Source organism: Paenibacillus mucilaginosus 3016 (assembly GCF_000250655.1).
Lineage (GTDB): Bacteria > Bacillota > Bacilli > Paenibacillales > NBRC-103111 > Paenibacillus_G > Paenibacillus_G mucilaginosus.
Genome location: NC_016935.1, coordinates 3,200,682 through 3,218,386 on the forward strand (window position 1 = coordinate 3,200,682; position 17,705 = coordinate 3,218,386).

Genomic DNA, 17,705 nt, shown 5'->3' on the forward strand with positions numbered 1-17,705 from the left:
TGAACAAGAGGGATAATAGTACGGACAGAAGGTTCGTTAATTATCGATGAACCATCAGTTGGGACACGTTAAACCGATCAGGCATGACGCCGTCCGTACGTGATACAACACCTTCGTACACAACCCTGCCGCTGTCCAAATCGGCTATTACCACCCCGGGGGCGTCCTTTGTCAGCATTTGCCCATTCATCAACATGTACATCCGGTTGTTCTTGATCATTCCGTAATTAAAGGCCGAGATGGGAAGCGGAAGTTCTGCAAGAGAAATTCTGTGGTCATGAGTCACTTTTTTCTCATGTATTTGATAACGCATTACTCTGGGAGACTTGGGATCCGCCCAGGACGTTAGAAAGATTTCATCTGAGTTGTAACTCATCCCCTGCTCTTCTTTGCTGTTCAGCAGTTCGACTACAGGTTCGGCCGTAACCTGCTCAAGCTTGTCTGTCAGGGAATCGAATACGAACAGTTCCCGGAACTGTAATATTCGATTCCCGGTAGTGGAGTCGATAGTCCAATGCCCTTTTTCGAAAACAACACATTGTTTGGGTAAGGTAGTGTCGATCTGATTCAAGTGACTCACGGAAATGTCAGTCTTCTCTTGATGATCGCTTGCTAAGATGACCTGATCTTTCATTAGCTTCTCTTGACTGAGATCGACCACGTATCTATGCATTTCGACTTTTCTCAGTCCATTCCAGGAAGGAAGAGAATTAGAAGTGAAGAGGTTGACCGATTGTCCGTATATTTGTATGTCGTGGAGATTCAAGTCTGTATATCCTGCTTCATTCGGAATAAGGATTTCAAACGAAATCTTCTTATTTGATTTTTCATCCATGATCATAACGGAGAATCGAAACTGATTTTTCACTTGAGCTTCGACTGCCTCTGATTTAATTGCTGCGTAGACGAGCTTGTTACCATCATAAACGACGCCTCTCAAATCTGTAACCCCCCGCATAAAACTGCGGTGTTCTTGAATCATTCTCTGAAGTTCATAATCAGGATCGTCAAAGAGGTATTCCCAAAAAGACCCAAATTGACTGCCCTTATCGCTGAGTTTGAGAGCATACCCCCCGTCATGAGCTTGGAGTACTATAGGTGCCGCTTCAGAAGCATCTCCTTGCAGAACTTTTAGTACGTATTCCGGTCTGCTTCCAGACGCTGTCGCATAATACGAACCGATAACCAGCACGATGAGAGGTAGGAGCACGATCAGTTTCCAGTATCGCAGCATAGTAGAGTGCACCTCCTTAGACAGAAATTTTATACCGGATCAGATATGAGCTCACCCACAAGGAGACAGATACGATCAATAATCCAGCCATACATTCCATGATGATAATTTCGTTGTTATAGAAAAAATTAGGAACCCATGTGTCGTTCAGCCAGCTAGGAACTGAAAGAAGTGCAGTTGTACCAAGCAAATACAGGCCTCCGGCGATCAGCCCCCGAAGCCTGTAGCTCCGTTCAAACAAAATAAAGGTAAACAGAATAATGACAATGGCAGTTCCTAAAACGTAAAGGAAAAAAAACTCCGAAACACGAAGAGGGGTTAAAAGTTGAAAGAGATCATTTCGCATAAGGATTTGTGCGATAGTTACAGGACTCCTGATCTCCACCGGTACGATGGAATTAAACGTAAACAGGTGCAGGGGCAGAGTGACCAACTGAAACGCGATCAATCCAAAAACAAAGATGAGAATGGTGCCAAGCTTTGCCCAATATATATTCATCCTTGAAGCGGGCAGCATTAAGAGTCTATAGATAAAAGAGTTCTTGCCGAACCAGTCACGGTACCAAATCAGAAAGACGTAGAGAAGCATGGCCGCAGCACATAAAGCAACCGGAGCCATAAAGAACAGGTTGGAGCCGAAGTCCACAAAGCTGACTTTGCCGAAACGGTCAGCGTAAGCAAATGGGGACAATCGGAATTCCTCCTCAATCCGGTCCACCAACCCCTTCGCCATCCAAACCGTACTCACCCACTGGACAACCAGCGTGAGCAGCGCCATCGCCCCATAAATCTTGCTAAACCGGTCGATCTCGTAATGCAGCAGCTTCCAGAAGCTGTGTTTCACGCCCGGTACACCTCCCTCATCACATCAACCACCGACTTGCCTTCCTGCATGCGCACATCCTCTGCACTGAATTCCCGGTAGACCCGCCCGCCGTCGAGCAGGACGACCTTGTCGATGAGATGCTCGATATCGTGAATTTCATGCGTGGTGATGATCACGCCGCGGTCTTCGATCAGGTGGGTGGTGAAGACGCTGGCGATCTGTTCGCGGCTGAAGATGTCGATGCCCGAGAAGGGCTCGTCCATAAGCACATAGTCCGCGTCAAGCGACAGCCCGAGCATCAGATTCACCTTGGCAGCGGTTCCCTTGGAGAGGTCGTTGATCTTGTCCATCCTGTTCAGCTGGAAGAAAGAGAGGAGCTCCTCGGCACGCGGCAGGTTCCAGTTGGGATAAAAGTCCGCCATGAAGCGCATCGCTTCCTCGATCCGCATGCCGGGAGGCATCGTCAGCGAGTCGGGGATGAACGAGACGCGCTCGTAGATCCGCGGGGTGACCGGCTCGCCGTCGATTCGAATGTCCCCGCCGCTGACTGGGGTCAGCCCCATGACGGCCTTCAGGATGGTGGATTTGCCGGCCCCGTTGAGGCCGATCAGGCAGGTGATCTGGCCTTTCTCTGCCGTGAAGGTGACCTCGTTCAGGACACGCTTGCGGCCGTACTTCTTGCTGATTCGGCTGATCTCAATCATCTCCGTCGTCCTCCTGCTCTCTGTACTGCTGCTTGGCTTCATACTTCTGCCGGACGATAGAGAGCAGCTCCTCCACCGGCACCGAGATTCGGCTCACCGAGTCTACGAACGCATCGACGGCCTCGCGCAGCAGCTCCTCCCGAAGCAGGGACAGCAGCTCCTCGTCCGTCGTGATTCTGCTCGGGGAATTGCCTTCCGTTGTGATCAACTTCTGCTCCTCCATTTCCTTATAGGCCCGCTGGGCCGTGTTGGGATTGATCTGCAGCAGGGCGGCGAGCTCCCGCCGTGAGGGGATTTCCTGGCCTGCCGCCATCCGGCCGGTGACGATCTCTTCCTTGAAGTGACGGATCACCTGAAGGTACACCGGATCTCGATTGTTGAAGATTACATTCATCGGCCCATCTCCTAAGTTGGTGTTTGTGCCTGAGTGCCTGCAGGGATTCCGAGAAAAAAGTGTGTGTACTAAGTGGTTCATACACCCATCGTGTACTATACCCTTAGTACACTTCGCGTGTCAATCAAAAATTGGAAAAATGCATATACGTATCCAGAATTTCAGGGGAACGTATCCGGTAAGCCTGTAATCAAAGAAGGGGGGAGTCACGCCACAAGATCAGCCCCCGGACTTTAGCTGCCGGCATTCCCTTGGACACGCCGGAGCGCCGAAGAGGTAATACGCCGAGGAAGGGGCGTCTTCATCCGTCCAAGCCCCAAGACCTCCGTCTCCCCGGGTCTCCCGCTGCTGCGAGATGCGAGATCGGCGGGGGAATCCAAGGCATAACGGCAGGCAGGCAAAAAAAGCGCCCCTGCGGCTGGATATCTACTCGGTACAGCCAACACAGCTCAGGGGCTCACAGCACACTGAACCGGCGGCTGGACGGGGATTCCGCAGCGCGGGGACGCTTTTTTGAGGGGAAATTTCACAGCCTGATTCTATTCTACACTTCCACGATAATCGGAAGGATCATCGGACGGCGCTTCGTCTGGTCGTACAGGAACTTGCCGAGGGCATCCTTAATCTTCTGCTTCACAATGTTCCACTGGTTCACGTTCTCTTCCTGCAGCTTCGCGAGGGTGCGGACGACGATCCCGTTCGCCTGCTCCATGAGGCTCTCGGATTCGCGGACATACACGAAGCCGCGCGAGACAATGTCCGGACCGGAGAGAACGGTGCCCGTCGCCTTGCTCATCGTGATGACGACGATCAGGATGCCGTCCTGCGAGAGCGACTTGCGGTCGCGCAGCACCATGTGCCCAATGTCGCCGATCCCGAGGCCGTCGACGAACGTGCTGCCGGCCGGCACTTTGCCCGCCTTGCGGCCCCGGCCGTTCTGGAACTCCACCACGTCGCCGTTATCGACGATGAAGATGTTCTCGCTCTCGACGCCGACGGCTTCGGCCAGCTGCCGGTGCTGGTGGAGCATGCGGTACTCGCCATGGATCGGAATAAAATACTGCGGCCGCATCAGGTGAAGCATCAGCTTCAGCTCCTCCTGGCTGGCGTGCCCGGACACGTGCATCCCGGTCGAGGACCCGGGGCCGTAGATGACATGGGCGCCCAGCCTGTACAGGTCGTCGACCGTACGGGAGACGTTGCGCTCGTTGCCTGGAATCGGCGTAGCGGAGACGATGATCGTATCGCCGCGCAGCACCTCCACCTGGCGGTGGTTGTTGCGGGCCAGGCGGGCGAGGGCGGCCATCGGTTCTCCCTGGCTGCCCGTACAGAGGATCGCCACCTTGTCCGGGGAATACTGGCCGACCTCACCTGGATCGATCAGCATGCCGTCCGGAATGTTCATATAGCCGAGCTCGGCGGCGATGGAGACGACGTTCACCATGCTGCGCCCGATAAGGGAAAGCTTGCGCCCTGTAGCAAAAGCCGCATCGACGACCTGCTGCAGCCGGTGGACGTTCGAGGCGAAAGTGGCGATGAACACCTTCTGCTGCGCCTTGCGGAACACTTCCTCGAGATGGAGGCCGACCTTGCGCTCCGAAGGGGTGAAGCCCGGGCGCTCGGCATTCGTGCTCTCGGAGAGCAGGGCCAGCACGCCGCTCTTGCCGATCTCCGCCATGCGGTGCAGGTCGGCCGACTCCTCGTTGACGGGCGTCAGGTCGAATTTGAAATCCCCCGTATGCACGACGGTTCCCTCCGGCGTTTCGAAGACGACCCCGATGCAGTCCGGGATACTGTGGTTCGTTTTGAAGAAAGTCACGGTGAAGGCTCCGAGCTGGAGGGTGGAGTCCTCCGTAATAACATGCGTCTTCGTGGAGCCGAGCAGCCCCTGCTCCTTCAGCTTGCCTTCGATCAGCCCGAGCGTCAGCCGGGTACCGTAGACGGGCATCCCCATCTGCTTGAGAATATACGGAAGTCCGCCGATATGATCCTCGTGGCCGTGGGTGATGATAATGCCCCTGACTTTGTCGCGGTTCTCCAGCAGGTACGAGATGTCGGGGACGATCAGGTCGATGCCGGGCAGGCTCTCGTCCGGGAACTTCGAACCGCAGTCGATGGCGATGATATCGTCTCCGTATTGAATGACGTACATGTTCTTTCCGATTTCGCCTACCCCGCCCAGGGCCATGACGGATAAGGTGCGTTCCTGCTCACTGCTCATTCGGTTATTTCCTCCCTTTGCACTTGGAAGTCCGGCATAGAGTTACTGTTTCCATCCCATGCAAAATTATGAATTCCCGGAGCGTTTCGCCTGATTTCATATTTTTTTCTTCGGGGGGCAAGGTACAGGGAGACACAGCTTACTCTTAGGCCATGAGGAGGAGAACCATGTTTTTCTATACGGAAGCCTTGATTAACGAAATCGTACCGGACCAGCCGGACCCGTCGGCGGCCAAAGCCATGCAGGAGATTCTCGGCGGACACTACGGCGAGATGCGCACGATGATGCAGTTCTCGTTCCAGAGTGCGAACTTCCGCGGTCCGGCCACGCAGTACCGGGACCTGATCCGGGGGATCTTCCTCGAGGAGATTTCTCATGTGGAGCTCGTGCAGACGACGATCAACAAGCTGCTGGACGGATCAGGACGGAGCGACAAAGGAGAGAATGAACCGCTGCTGGCCAATGCGCCGGGGGACGGCCAGACGTACCATTACATCATCGGGGCGCAGAGCTCGCTGCCGGTCGATTCCTCGGGGAACCCGTGGAATGGCTCGTGGGTCTATGACCACGGCAATCTGGTAAGCAACCTGCTCGACAACCTGGTGCTGGAGGCGACCGGCACGCTGCAGAAGTCGCGCATCTACGAGATGAGCACGAACAAGACGTTCCGCGAGACGCTTGCGTTCCTCATGGTCCGCGACAATGCGCACCAGAATGCATATGCGAAGGCGCTCGAGACGCTCGGCGTGAACTGGGGCAAGGTGCTGCCTGTGCCGGATTACGACCTGACGCAGTATCCGGAATGCCGCAAGTATATCGAGCGCGGCTGGCATAACGCCCAGTTCAACTTCCGTCTCGACCCGACGCGGATCGGCGAGATTTTCCAGGGCGAGTCGCCGGGACGCCACGGCGGCACACTCAAGGTCGAGCCGCCGCCGGCCGGCTTCCCGGTACCGCAGATGCCGGAACGGGTGTCCGAGCACAGCCCCGGCATTCCCCGGGAGCTGACAGGGGCTGCTCGCTCATAGTGGCTCGCTCATAGTGGCTCGCTCATAGTATAGAGACGTGCCTGACCGAAGGGCTTCGGCCTGCCGGTCTTTTTGCTGTGTTCTTATTGCACCGGGATGGACACAGGTTCAGACACCTGACCGGACAAGGAACGGTCTAGACTGCATTTTAGCCGGGTTCCTTATTCCTCACCATGGGGACTTCGTGGTATAATATGGCGTTATCTTTCGACTATACATAGATCAATAAAGGGGAACAAAACGATGAAACACATCGGATGGATGCTGGTGATCGCTATCTTGTTCGGGGTCATCGCAGTGGTGGTGATTCCGGCGCAGGGTCCGGCGGCGTGGGACCGGCAGGCGGCCGAGCTGCTTGGAGCGGACCGGCAGGGTGAGCCGTCGGGGCTGCTGCTTGCCCTGAACATGCTGGGCTCGACCGCCGCGCTTGCGGGCGTCGCCCTGCTGTCCGCCGCGGCGGCCTGGTGGCTGCACAGCCGAAGAGCCGCTGCAGCGGTTCTGGGTACGGTCATTGCGGCCATGGTATTGAACAGGGTACTGAAGACAGCCATCGGCCGTCCCAGACCGGATCATGCCGGCTGGGTGGAGGTGACAGGGTACAGCTTTCCGAGCGGCAACGCCATGATCGGGATGGCGCTCTACGGCATCCTGGCCTTCGTCATCTGGAAGTATGCCCGCAGCGGAGCGCTTCGCTTGGCAGGCACCGCTGCCGGAGCCGCCGTCATCCTGATCCTCGGGTACTGCCGGCTGTACTTCGGCGTCCATTACCTGACAGACATCGCAGCCGGCTATCTCGGCGGGCTGTTCTGCATCACCGGGGCGGCAGGATGGTTGAAGGCGTTCGAGACTCGCCTTGCGCAGCGGCGGAGCGGCACACGGCCGCGCGCAATGTAAGCTGGGAACAGAAACAAGCAGGCAGTGTGCCGGGGGAGGAGGTTGGCGCCTCGGTCCAGCACCGCCTTAGCGTGCTCCCGCCGCGGGGAAGAAGGCCCATGAGAAGGGAAGTCGGTAGTGGACTGCTGCAGAAGGCGGGTCCCACAAGCTCGAACAGGCCGCTGCCGGCACTATAATCTACACGGCAGGCTGTAACAAGGCGAAGCCCGTACCTGAGGTGTCCAATGCATGGACCGAGGTACGGGGCTTCGTCTGTTATGCAGGATGAAATTCTCCGGGCTTACATCGGAATGTTCGTGTTCTCGTTGGAGTAAGGCGTGCGCGTATCGAGAGACAGGGTCAGCGTGCCCTCGGCTTCATGGCCTGTGACCTCCGGCGTGTCCTTGTCGTACAGCCACCATTTGCGCAGGGTGCCGGCCGTCGTGTCCTCCTCGAAGTAGAACAGGTTCAGCTCGTCGGAGAGCCGGAGCACCTCCCGGATCACATCGGGCTCTACGCCGCTGGCTTCAACCACCCAGCGTCCGGCCTTCTCCTGCAGAGAGAAGCGGAAGCCGCCGCCCAGCTTGCGGGAATCGAGCAGGAACCGGCCGGTGACATGCTTGATGAGCAGGGTACGGTGAATCGCAGGTTCGTTCATCGCTTGTTGTCCTCCTCGCTCTAGTATGGCAGATCGATCAGCATCCACTGCGCCCCCTGCTCGGAGCGGACACGCAGGGAAGGCGTACCGGTGATCCGCGCCGCATCCCGGCGGGAGAGCGCCTGCTCGCCGTTCAGGGTCAGGCCGCCTTCCATGACGAAGACGAAGATGCGCCGGCCTTCCGGCTGTTCGAAGAGAAGCTCCCGGCCCCCTTCGAGCTCGGAGAGGTAGATCGTCATATCCTGGTGGATATGGGCGATACCCTCCCCGGATCGATTCGAGACGACGGGCAGCAGTGCATTTTTCATGGCGGTTACCTCATACCGGCTTGTCTCATAGGAAGGCTCGAGACCCTTCGTGTCCGGCGTGAACCACAGCTGCAGGAGGGTGACCGGCTCCTCCGACGGGTTCATCTCGGAGTGGATGATGCCCGTACCGGCGGACATCCGCTGTACTTCGCCAAAGGTGGTGACGGCGGAATGGCCCGTGCTGTCTTCGTGCTTAAGCTCACCCTGCAGCACTACGGAGACGATCTCCATCTCCCGGTGCGGATGCGCGCCGAAGCCGCGTCCTCCCTGGATCGTGTCGTCATTGAACACGCGCAGGGGGCCAAAGCCCGTATTGTCCGGATCATAATAATCGCCGAACGAGAAGCTGAAGTTGCTTTGCAGCCAGCCGTGATCGGCCGAATAACGCGAAGCGGCGGGATAGATCGAGATCATCGGGATGCTCCTCTCAGGTTTCACGAATAAAGTAGGTTACTAACATTATTATAGCTGATAGTGCATTCAAAACACAACCGCATCCTAAAGTGAAGGCTGCGCCTTTCCTGACCGTTTGCCGCCATCGGTCTCTTCCGGTTATGATAGGCATGTAGAAGCTGCATGGACAGCGGACGGAGGGAAAGAGAGCATGACAGAACGAACGAACGGAGGGTCTCCGCTGACGGAAGCCCTGGAGCGGCTGTTCGCCGAGGCGGGACGCCGGGAGGACGCACTGCTTCAAGCGGTGGCGGCCTATGAGGAGGCCGAAGAGGTAAGAGCACGGCTGCGGGAGCTCGAAGAGGAGAACCGCAGGCTGAAAGAACTGCTCGTCAAAGCGAGAAACACAGCGGCGGCGCGCGCTTCCGAATCGATGTCGACCCGCCTCAGGGAGGCGCTGAGGGAGTAGTTCCCGAAGGAATAACTCAAATCATATTGCCAATTTTCTCCTAATATGCGAAGGTAGAGAAAAGAGAGAGCCTTTGGGAGGGAGAGAAGAGAATGAAAACCATCGGATTGATCGGAGGAATGAGCTGGGAATCCTCCGTCGAGTATTACAAGCTCGTGAATACGCTGGTGAAGGAAGCAAGGGGAGGCCTGCACTCGGCGAAGTGCATCCTCTACAGCGTGGATTTTGCCGAGATTGAGCAGTGTCAGCGGGAGGACCGCTGGGAGGATGCGGGACGCATCCTGGTGGAAGCGGCCCAGGCACTCCAGCGCGCCGGCGCGGACTGCCTGCTGCTCTGTACGAATACAATGCACCGGCTGGCGGCGGAGATCCGCGGAAGCGTGGAGATCCCCTTCCTGCACATCGCCCACGCGGCGGCCGATGAGATCCGGGCCAAGGGCTGCGGGCGCATCGGGCTGCTCGGCACCGTCTATACGATGGAGGGCGATTTCTACCGCAGCGAGCTCGAAGAGCGGGGCATCGGCGTCCTGATCCCGGATGAGGAAGACCGGCAGACGGTGAATGCCGTCATCTATGACGAGCTGTGCCGGGGTATTATCCTGCCGGAATCCAGGGAGAAATTCGTATCCGTCATCCGCAGGCTGCAGGCCCGCGGTGCCGAGGGGGTCGTTCTCGGCTGCACCGAGATCGGACTGCTTCTCCGCCAGGACGACAGCCCGCTGCCGCTCTTCGATACGGCTTACCTGCACGCGAAGAAGGCTGTTGCCGAGGCGCTTCAAGGCTAAGCCGGAAGACAACGTGAAACCGGGCAGCTGCCGGCCTGCATACCTATGACGCTCATCCCACCGGATGGGCGTCTTTCGCATACCCTGTCAGCTGACGCCGCCATACCTGCACTCTTCTGGATAAATTCCGCGGAAGTGGCAAATAGTGAAGGATAAAGCTGTGGAAAGCAGGCCTTGCCGTCAGCATTCCACCATCGGACTCTATTCTTAATCTATTGCGGACGGAGGAGAGAGGTATGCGGTTCTCATGGCTTCTTCGTACCATGCGCAGCAAACGGCTGAATGCGGCGCACAGCGGTCCAGGGGGCCTGCCGGGGCAGCCTCAGGCGGTCCCCGTTACCCGCTCCGCCCGGCAGAACACGGAGCAGATTCGAGAGCTGCTCGGCTCCCCGGGGGATCTGATTGTAAGGGAGCTCGTCCTGGGGGGAACGGCCGGCGTCACCGGTGTAATCATCCATATCGACGGACTTGCGGACAAGACGCTCGTCAACGAAGAGCTGCTGCTGCCGTTCCTGCTCACCGCCGAGCTTCCCGCTGATCCGCCTGCTGATATGCTGCTCGCCCTGGTGGAGGAGCGGGTGCTCGGCACCTCCGACTATTCGCTGGCGAAGGAGCTGGGGGAGACGATGCTCGCCATCCTCTCGGGAGATACGGCCGTATTCCTGGAGGGGCTGGACCAGGCACTGATCATCGGCAGCCGAAACTGGAAGAGCCGGTCCGTGGAGGACCCGCAGAACGAATCGATCATCCGTGGACCGCGCGAAGGCTTCACGGAGGATCTTCGGACGAATACCGCGCTGGTCCGGCGCCGGATCCGCAGCGCCAACCTGCGTTTCGAAGAGTTCCGGCTGGGCCGCAGGGCGCACCGGGATACCGTACTCATGTATATGGACGGCATCGTCAATCCGAAGCTGGTCGATGAGGTGCGCCGCCGGCTGCGGACGCTGGATATCGATGATGTGGAGGGCTCGGGCTTCGTCGAGCAGTGGATCGGGGACAGCTTCCTCACCCCGTTTCCCCTGCTGCTCAACACGGAACGGCCTGATAAAATATCTGCCGCGCTGCTCCAGGGCAAGGTGGCGATTCTTGTGGACGGGGACCCGTTCGCGCTGGTTCTTCCCATTACGTTCTCTTCATGCATCCAATCACCCGAGGACTACTATCAGCATTGGCTGATTTCGACGATGACGCGGTTCCTCCGGCTGGTTGCGGCCTTCATTGCCACCTTCCTGCCGGCCTTATACATCTCGCTTGTGGAATATCATCACGGGATGCTGCCTTCCAAGCTGGCCTTCTCGATCGCAGGGGCAAGGGAGGGCGTGCCGTTCCCCGGCGTGGTGGAGGCATTCATCATGGAGATTACTCTGGAGCTCTTGAGGGAAGCGGGCCTGAGGCTGCCGAAGCCCATCGGGCAGACCATCGGGATCGTCGGAGGTCTCGTCATCGGAGAAGCCGCCGTTTCTGCTGGAATCGTCAGTCCCATCATGGTCATCGTAGTGGCCGTTACGGCAATCGCTTCATTTGCCCTGCCGTTTTATGCGTTCGGAATCACGCTGCGGATTATCCGGTTCGGCATCATGATTGCCGCTTCCATCTTCGGGCTGTACGGCGTCATCATGTGCTATATCCTGATCAACATCCATCTGGTGAACCTGAGAAGCTTCGGTGTTCCTTATACCGCCCCGTTTGCGCCGCAGCTGATGGAGGACTGGAAGGACCTGGTACTCCGGGCGCCTCTCGTCTTTCTCCGGGAACGTCCCCGGTTGATGAGAGACAAGGACCGGCAGCGGCAGCCTGACAAGCAGGTGAAGCCATGAAGCGGTCCTTCAAGCTGGGTGAGGAGAGCATCGGTTCCCTGGATCTGACGATCACCATTTCTTCCATGATGATCGGTGTCGGCATTCTGACGCTTCCGAAGACACTCGCCCGGGTAACCATGTCGTCTGACGGTTGGATGTCGATCGTACTCGCCGGGACCATGGCGATCGTTTGTGCCTGGATCATGGCGAAGCTCGCCGGACGGTTTCATGGCGAAGGTTACTTTGCCTATGCATCGTCCATTATCACAAAGCCCGTCGCCCTGCTGTGGACGACCGGCATGTCCGTGTACTACATCGTATTCTGCGCCTTTGAGATCCGGGCCATCGCCAATATCTCCAAGCAGTATCTTTTTGAGCGGACGCCGGTGGAGATCATCGCTCTGACCTTTCTGCTTGTAACCGTCTATGCGGCGGCAGGCAGCCGGATCGGGCTGATCCGCCTCAACACCCTCTTTTTGCCTTTGGTCATGAGCATTTCGGTGTTTGTCCTGCTGTTCTCCATTCCGCTGTTTCACTACAGCGACCTCAAGCCCTTTTTCATCACGGATTGGCACAAAGTGCTCGGCGGCGCAAAAGAGACGGTTTTTTCGGTGCTTGGGTTCGAAGTCGTCCTGTTCTACACCTCGCTGATGAAGCGGCCGGAGGACGCACCGAAAGCGGCCATGCTGGGCGTGGCCCTCACGGTACTGCTGTATCTTACCGTGTACATTATCGCTGTGGGGGTTTTCTCGCATCAGGCCCTGAAGGAAGTGACCTATCCGGCTATCGAGCTGGCTAAGGAGATGCAGGTTCCGGGTGAGTTCTTCGAACGTTTCGAATCCATCTTTTTCACCATCTGGATCATGACCATCTTCAATACGTCCGCGATGGCTCTGGATGTGGCCGTCAACAACCTCAGTCATCTTTTCCGGAAAATGAAGCGCATGCAGGGGATGTTCCTGCTCAGTCCCGTGGTCTATCTCATCTGCATGTTCCCGGAGAACGGAATCGAATTCAACATGCTGGGCACGCTCGTGAACTATGGAGGGATCATTTTCGTCATCCTGATCCCTTGTCTGATGTATGGCGTCGCCGTGATTCGCAGGAGGAAGCCGCATGGGAACACATAATCATAGAACACTGTCACTGGCGCTGGTGCTGATCATGCCCCTCACAATGACGGGCTGCTGGGACCGGATTGAGATCGACCAGCGGGGCTTCGTGGTCGGCGTCGGAATCGACAGAAGCACCGCAAAGACGGTTACCCGGGAGACGTCCGGCGGGACGGACAAATATGCGGGCACCTACCAGATCGTGGTCCCCTCCGGTCTGAGGCAGGGGAATACGCAGTCAGGGGGCGGATCGAAGGCGTACTTCAACCTCACGGCTTCGGAGAATTCGATGCATTCCCTGACGGGCAAGATGTCGACGAAGACGAGCCGCGCCCCTTACTTCGAGCACTTGAAGCTCATCATTATCTCAGCGGAAGTCGCCCGCACGAAGGAATTCGCGGACATTATGGATTTCTTCCTGCGGGACAACGAGATGCGCCGCAATGTGAAGATCATGATCTCCGACGGGAGAGCGGAGGACGTGTTGAACGTGAAGCCGCTCAGCGAGAACATGCCGGTGAATTACATTGAATCCACCTCCAAGAACAAGCGGAAGAGCAATTTCATGCTGCCGGTTACGAGGATCGGCGACCTTCATGAATACATGCTGACCCAGGAAAGCTACACGGTACAGAAGGTATCCTCTTACCGCGACGGAATCACCCTTACGGGGGCTGCGCTGATCGACGGGGAAACGAACCGGCTGCTCGGTTTTCTGACCGGGGAGGAGACCCAGGGGCTCAACTTTCTCAAGCAGGAAGTCAAAGGGGGGATCGTGGAGACCGAGATGTACGGCAGCACGGTCGATCTGGAGGTGGAGCGCGCTAATCGGCAGATTAAGGTCGACTGGCCTCCCGGCGGGAAGCCGGTCTTCTCCGTGTATATTCAGGTAGAGGGGAGCCTGGGCAAATCGTTCGCCAAGCTGGACCTGACGAACTCCCCGACGCTGACGGATATCGAGGCGAAGCTGGGGGCGAAGGTGACCGATACGTGCACCAAGCTCATGGCCGTGCTGCAGAAGAAGTACGGCAGGGACGCCGCAGGGCTGGGATCCCATCTGCGGGAGAACCACTACAGGCAGTGGACAGCCATCCAGAACAATTGGGAGAAGGGAGATAAGCTGTTCCGGGAGGTGGAGGTTCGGGTGCAGACGGATGTCAAAATCCGCCGGATCGGCAGCATTAACGCCAACGAGGAGGGGCGGGGCTCATGATTGAAATGGTTTTGGGGCGGATTCCCCCGGGGTTTATCCAACTCTGCGCTGTCCTTGCACTCCTCATACCTTGGTTGACGTACTGGGTGAACCGCCGTATCCATGAGCTGGGTGACCCGCCTTGGATGATGGAGGAGCTGCCTCAAAGCTCGGAGGAGGAGGATGGCTGAGCCCGGCTTCCTGCGGCGAGCCGCCACAAAGCGAAAAGCCTTCGTTGTCCCGGTCAAGGGAAACGAAGGCTTTTCGCTTTGTGCACCGTTGGTGAGGCAGAGGGAGAGGCGAGGGCGCCTCCCTCTGCCGGCCGGGAACCGGCAGCAGGCAAGGGGGCCGCTCCGCAGCAGCCATGCGCGGGTTGATGACTGCGCATGGATGGTGCCGGGAGCGGGCCGTCTCCTGCCGAGCTGGTCCGTGCAGCCAGCCGCCCGGCCGGGGGCCGGCTAGGCAACCGGAAGCATAAGCGTAATCCGGCAGCCGGTGTCGCCGTCGGGCGCGATCTGCAGCGTGCCGCCTAGATGCTGCACCCGCTCCGTCATGGAGCGCAGGCCGAAGCCCATCTCCTCGGCATCGAAGCGGCGGCCGTTATTCGAGAGCTCGAAGCGCAGCTCGCGCTCCCGGCAGGTCAGCCGGAAGCGGAAGCGGGTGCTGCCGCCGTGGCGGATGCCGTTCGTCAGGCCTTCCTGCAGCGCCCGGTACAGCGCGCGGCGCTGCTGCGCGTCGAGCTCGGGGAGGTCATCCACCTCCTCGTCGATCTCTACGCCTGCGGCCTGCCGGGTATCCCTAAGAAGCTGAAGCATCGCATCACGCAGGCTGCCCTCGGTGCCTTGGTCCCGCAGCATGCGCACGGACTGGCGGACCTCGCCCAGGCTCTTGCGGACGAGATGCTGGGAGAGGTCGAGCTTCTCCATGCCGAGCTCCCGGTTCTGAAGCAGGAGCCGTTTGGCCGCTTCGATCTGGATGTTGATCACCGTCAGCGTGTGGCCGACGATATCGTGGATCTCCTGTGCAATGCGGTTGCGCTCCTCGAGCACGGAGATTTCGGTCATGGCGTCAATCGTCTCCTGCATCGAGGAGGCAAGCTTGCGGTTCGCCTTCTCGAGAGCGGCGGTGCGCTCGGCGACGAGCTCTTCGAGCGAGAGGTTCAGCTGCGAGAGCTGCAGCTGGATCCGGACCCGGGCGAGGAGCTCGCTGCGGTGAATCGGCTTCGTGAGATAGTCGTTGGCGCCCGCTTCGAAGCCCTCGGCCAGGTCCCGGGGCTCCGACTTCGCCGTAAGCAGGAGCACCGGCAGCTCGCTCGGATTGAAGCGCTCTCTCAGCTGCCGGCAGACTTCCACGCCGCTCAGCCCGGGCATCATGACGTCGAGGAGCATGAGGTCCGGCTTGCTGCGGAGCGCGAGCTCCAGCGCCTCTGTCCCGCTGCGCGCCTGGACCAGGCGGTAAGGCTGGCTCGCCAGGTGCTGCTGCAGCACGAGCAGGTTGACGGGCTCGTCGTCGGCGATCAGGATGAGCGGCAGCGGGCCTTCCTCCGGACCGGCGGCGGACTGCCCTTCATCTCCGCCCGCCGTGTCCACTGTGTGATAGGCCGGCGTACCGAGGGCGCGAAGGACGGGAACCTCCTGCGCAGGCGGCGGCAGCGTTCCGTCCGCTGCGGGCAGGGTGAAGGCCACCGACGTACCGCCCCCCGGCTCGGAGTCCAGGGTGATCGTACCGCCGTGCAGCTCGACGAGCTTCTTCGTAATCGAGAGCCCAAGGCCCGTGCCGCCACGGCCCAGCCCCTCCGCCGCCTGCTCGAACGGCTCGAAGAGCGCCGGCAGCTTCTCCGGCGGAATGCCGACCCCCGTATCCCGGATGCGGATGCGCATGCCGGCCCCGGTGGACTCGGCGGTCAGGCGGACCTCTCCGCTGTCCGTGAACTTCAGGGCATTGCCGATCAGATTGTAGAGGATCTGCTCGAGCCGGCCGGCATCCGCCAGGACCCTGCTGCCCTCGGGCACGCCGTTCACCAGGGCGATCCCCTTGCGGGCGGCGAGCGGGCCGAAGACGGTCAGGACGAGATCGGCCAGCGCATGGAGCCCCACCGGCTCCCGCTTCAGCACGATGTCGCTGTGCTTCAGCTTGGAGAAGTCCAGGATGTCATCGACGAGCCTTGCAAGCCGGCCGGCGCTGGAGATGACCAGCTCCACGTTCCGGCGGGAGTCGTCCCGGACGCCGCTGTGATCCGCAAGGATCGCCTCCGATAAGCCGATGATGCCATGCAGCGGGGTCCGCAGCTCGTGCGACGTGTTCGCAAGGAAATCGTCTTTGAGCCGGTCGAGCTCCTGGAGCTTGCGGTTCTTCTCTTCAAGCTCCAGGGCGTACCGCTTCACCCGCTCGTTCACCTGGTCGAAGCGCTGGACCAGCACCATCGTCAGGCAGAGCATGAACAGGAAGATCCCGAAGCTGAGCTGGTCTTCCCGCAGGAAATACAGGAGCGCGGGCGCTGTCCGGAAGGCCGCAAGGTCCCACCGCTCGAGCAGGAAGAACAGCGAATGGCTGACTCCGAAGAGGATCAGCAGGAGGTAGCCGAGCATCGTCCATTGGGCCTCACTCGTCTTCTGCCTGCGGAGCTGGACGAACATCAGCGCGCTGTCCGCCAGGAAGATGAGCATGAAGGCGGCGGAAGCGAAGTAGTTCACGATATCAAAGTAGAGCTGGTCACTGTAAAGCGCCGCGGCCAATGTGACAACCGAGAAGACCAGCGAGAACACCGACAGCTTCCCCCGCATCCCCCTGAAGCCGTCCCCGAAGAGGGCTCTCAGGAAGGCCAGGATGGAGAAGGTGCCGAGATAGAACGGAACATCGTGCAGATAAGTGACCAGCGGAAGCTGCCAAAACTCGTTAAAGAGGAACGTCCTTGCGAAGCAGCCGTGCAGCGAGCACAGCGCGAACAGTCCGAAATACAGATACATGGGCTGCGACCGCTGTCTCAGGTAGAGCAGCAGAGAGAGGATTGCCGCCATGGCAAAGCAGAAGCTGAAGAGAATCTTGAACCCGTCCTTGACCAGCGCGTTCGCCGTATATTCCTGACGGCCCGCGAGGGTGAACTGTCCCAGATTCAGCGCTTCGCCGGATTTGTGGAGCTTGAGATACAGCGTCTGGCCTTCGTACTCGTCCGGCAATCGGATGAAGTTCCAGCGGTAGGAGGGATACACCGGGACATAGGAGCTGCCGGTGTTGAATTCGTAGAGAGCCGCTCCGCCGAGATAAGCGGCAATCCGGCCCTGGCCCTGGCCGATCATGTAGGGGTCGCGGATCGGCAGTCCGGGCAGCGTGACCTTCGCCCAGTAATAGCCGCGGTAGGCTGCGGTCTCCGCAAGGGAAGCGGCTTGCTCGGAGGGAACCCACCCCTCTCCGTCACCGGGCGGGAGGGGGCTCCCGGAAGGCCGGTCGCCGAGCAGAACGGACCACGATCCGGAGGACCGCAGGTCATGCAGCGGCGGCGAATGGCGGCCATACATCAGGGTAAGCAGGAAAAAGACGGTGATGACCGCCGACAGGATCAATACTTTGCTGAAGAATAATGAGCGGGCTTGCATGCGGGTGACACGATCCTTCCTCCGGGCGAGTGGCGTCTTCTGAAGCGAATGAATATTCGGGGAAGCGTCCTAGGTGTATTTTACCATAGGCGGAGAGGGCCTTGGAGGGGATGTAA

General features: G+C 59.0%; 15 protein-coding genes. 7 read left to right on the forward strand and 8 right to left on the reverse strand.

What is annotated here, in order from left to right; genetic code table 11:
• Positions 1-40 precede the first annotated feature (40 nt).
• The 5 genes from PM3016_RS13735 to PM3016_RS13755 form a co-directional block, all read right to left on the reverse strand.
• Positions 41-1,234 (reverse strand): hypothetical protein, encoded by a 1,194-nt coding sequence (locus tag PM3016_RS13735; RefSeq protein ID WP_014369912.1) that lies wholly within the window; start codon positions 1,232-1,234, stop codon positions 41-43.
• Between the two features lie 16 nt (positions 1,235-1,250).
• Positions 1,251-2,078: a hypothetical protein gene (locus PM3016_RS13740; RefSeq protein ID WP_014369913.1), complete on the reverse strand. Its 828-nt coding sequence runs from the start codon at positions 2,076-2,078 to the stop codon at positions 1,251-1,253.
• Positions 2,075-2,764, reverse strand: coding sequence for an ABC transporter ATP-binding protein (locus tag PM3016_RS13745; protein ID WP_014369914.1), 690 nt, complete (start codon positions 2,762-2,764; stop codon positions 2,075-2,077). The genes PM3016_RS13740 and PM3016_RS13745 overlap by 4 nt, the downstream gene beginning before the upstream one ends.
• Positions 2,757-3,158: a GntR family transcriptional regulator gene (locus PM3016_RS13750; RefSeq protein WP_014369915.1), complete on the reverse strand. Its 402-nt coding sequence runs from the start codon at positions 3,156-3,158 to the stop codon at positions 2,757-2,759. Before PM3016_RS13750 ends, PM3016_RS13745 begins: the two co-directional genes overlap by 8 nt.
• Before the next feature lie 544 nt (positions 3,159-3,702).
• Positions 3,703-5,379 (reverse strand): ribonuclease J, encoded by a 1,677-nt coding sequence (locus tag PM3016_RS13755; RefSeq protein WP_013916227.1) that lies wholly within the window; start codon positions 5,377-5,379, stop codon positions 3,703-3,705.
• Between the two features lie 167 nt (positions 5,380-5,546).
• Between PM3016_RS13755 and PM3016_RS13760 the strand changes: the two genes are divergently transcribed.
• On the forward strand, positions 5,547-6,407 hold the full coding sequence (locus PM3016_RS13760; protein ID WP_014369916.1) for a manganese catalase family protein: 861 nt from the start codon (positions 5,547-5,549) through the stop codon (positions 6,405-6,407).
• Positions 6,408-6,650: 243 nt separating this feature from the next.
• Positions 6,651-7,301 (forward strand): phosphatase PAP2 family protein, encoded by a 651-nt coding sequence (locus tag PM3016_RS13765; RefSeq protein WP_014369917.1) that lies wholly within the window; start codon positions 6,651-6,653, stop codon positions 7,299-7,301.
• A 280-nt stretch (positions 7,302-7,581) separates the two neighbouring features.
• On the opposite strand, the gene PM3016_RS13770 is transcribed toward PM3016_RS13765, so the two are convergent.
• Positions 7,582-7,938: a hypothetical protein gene (locus PM3016_RS13770; protein WP_014369918.1), complete on the reverse strand. Its 357-nt coding sequence runs from the start codon at positions 7,936-7,938 to the stop codon at positions 7,582-7,584.
• 20 nt (positions 7,939-7,958) lie between these two features.
• On the reverse strand, positions 7,959-8,660 hold the full coding sequence (locus PM3016_RS13775) for a pirin family protein (protein ID WP_013916231.1): 702 nt from the start codon (positions 8,658-8,660) through the stop codon (positions 7,959-7,961).
• 190 nt (positions 8,661-8,850) lie between these two features.
• Between PM3016_RS13775 and PM3016_RS13780 the strand changes: the two genes are divergently transcribed.
• From PM3016_RS13780 to PM3016_RS13800, 5 genes are all read left to right on the forward strand, one after another.
• Complete coding sequence (locus PM3016_RS13780) at positions 8,851-9,108, forward strand: hypothetical protein (protein WP_013916232.1); 258 nt, start codon at positions 8,851-8,853, stop codon at positions 9,106-9,108.
• Positions 9,109-9,200: 92 nt separating this feature from the next.
• Positions 9,201-9,893, forward strand: coding sequence for an aspartate/glutamate racemase family protein (locus PM3016_RS13785; protein WP_013916233.1), 693 nt, complete (start codon positions 9,201-9,203; stop codon positions 9,891-9,893).
• A 236-nt stretch (positions 9,894-10,129) separates the two neighbouring features.
• Entirely contained in the window at positions 10,130-11,710 is a 1,581-nt protein-coding gene (locus PM3016_RS13790) for a spore germination protein (RefSeq protein WP_013916235.1), read from the forward strand.
• On the forward strand, positions 11,707-12,822 hold the full coding sequence (locus PM3016_RS13795; protein ID WP_013916236.1) for a GerAB/ArcD/ProY family transporter: 1,116 nt from the start codon (positions 11,707-11,709) through the stop codon (positions 12,820-12,822). Before PM3016_RS13790 ends, PM3016_RS13795 begins: the two co-directional genes overlap by 4 nt.
• A complete protein-coding gene (locus PM3016_RS13800; protein WP_013916237.1) occupies positions 12,809-14,017 on the forward strand; it encodes a Ger(x)C family spore germination protein in 1,209 nt (402 codons plus the stop codon). Before PM3016_RS13795 ends, PM3016_RS13800 begins: the two co-directional genes overlap by 14 nt.
• Before the next feature lie 437 nt (positions 14,018-14,454).
• Here the strand turns inward: PM3016_RS13800 and PM3016_RS13810 are convergent, their stop codons facing one another.
• Positions 14,455-17,589 (reverse strand): ATP-binding protein, encoded by a 3,135-nt coding sequence (locus PM3016_RS13810; RefSeq protein ID WP_014369920.1) that lies wholly within the window; start codon positions 17,587-17,589, stop codon positions 14,455-14,457.
• Positions 17,590-17,705 lie beyond the last annotated feature (116 nt).

What these genes read in the sequence shown, in the direction of transcription:
- PM3016_RS13735 (WP_014369912.1), bottom strand. Translation starts at nt 1,234, where the DNA reads ATGCTGCGATACTGGAAACTGATCGTGCTCCTACCTCTCATCGTGCTG.
- PM3016_RS13745 (WP_014369914.1), bottom strand. Translation starts at nt 2,764, where the DNA reads ATGATTGAGATCAGCCGAATCAGCAAGAAGTACGGCCGCAAGCGTGTC.
- PM3016_RS13750 (WP_014369915.1), bottom strand. Translation starts at nt 3,158, where the DNA reads ATGAATGTAATCTTCAACAATCGAGATCCGGTGTACCTTCAGGTGATC.
- PM3016_RS13755 (WP_013916227.1), bottom strand. Translation starts at nt 5,379, where the DNA reads ATGAGCAGTGAGCAGGAACGCACCTTATCCGTCATGGCCCTGGGCGGG.
- PM3016_RS13760 (WP_014369916.1), top strand. Translation starts at nt 5,547, where the DNA reads ATGTTTTTCTATACGGAAGCCTTGATTAACGAAATCGTACCGGACCAG.
- PM3016_RS13765 (WP_014369917.1), top strand. Translation starts at nt 6,651, where the DNA reads ATGAAACACATCGGATGGATGCTGGTGATCGCTATCTTGTTCGGGGTC.
- PM3016_RS13770 (WP_014369918.1), bottom strand. Translation starts at nt 7,938, where the DNA reads ATGAACGAACCTGCGATTCACCGTACCCTGCTCATCAAGCATGTCACC.
- PM3016_RS13775 (WP_013916231.1), bottom strand. Translation starts at nt 8,660, where the DNA reads ATGATCTCGATCTATCCCGCCGCTTCGCGTTATTCGGCCGATCACGGC.
- PM3016_RS13780 (WP_013916232.1), top strand. Translation starts at nt 8,851, where the DNA reads ATGACAGAACGAACGAACGGAGGGTCTCCGCTGACGGAAGCCCTGGAG.
- PM3016_RS13785 (WP_013916233.1), top strand. Translation starts at nt 9,201, where the DNA reads ATGAAAACCATCGGATTGATCGGAGGAATGAGCTGGGAATCCTCCGTC.
- PM3016_RS13790 (WP_013916235.1), top strand. Translation starts at nt 10,130, where the DNA reads ATGCGGTTCTCATGGCTTCTTCGTACCATGCGCAGCAAACGGCTGAAT.
- PM3016_RS13795 (WP_013916236.1), top strand. Translation starts at nt 11,707, where the DNA reads ATGAAGCGGTCCTTCAAGCTGGGTGAGGAGAGCATCGGTTCCCTGGAT.
- PM3016_RS13800 (WP_013916237.1), top strand. Translation starts at nt 12,809, where the DNA reads ATGGGAACACATAATCATAGAACACTGTCACTGGCGCTGGTGCTGATC.
- PM3016_RS13810 (WP_014369920.1), bottom strand. Translation starts at nt 17,589, where the DNA reads ATGCAAGCCCGCTCATTATTCTTCAGCAAAGTATTGATCCTGTCGGCG.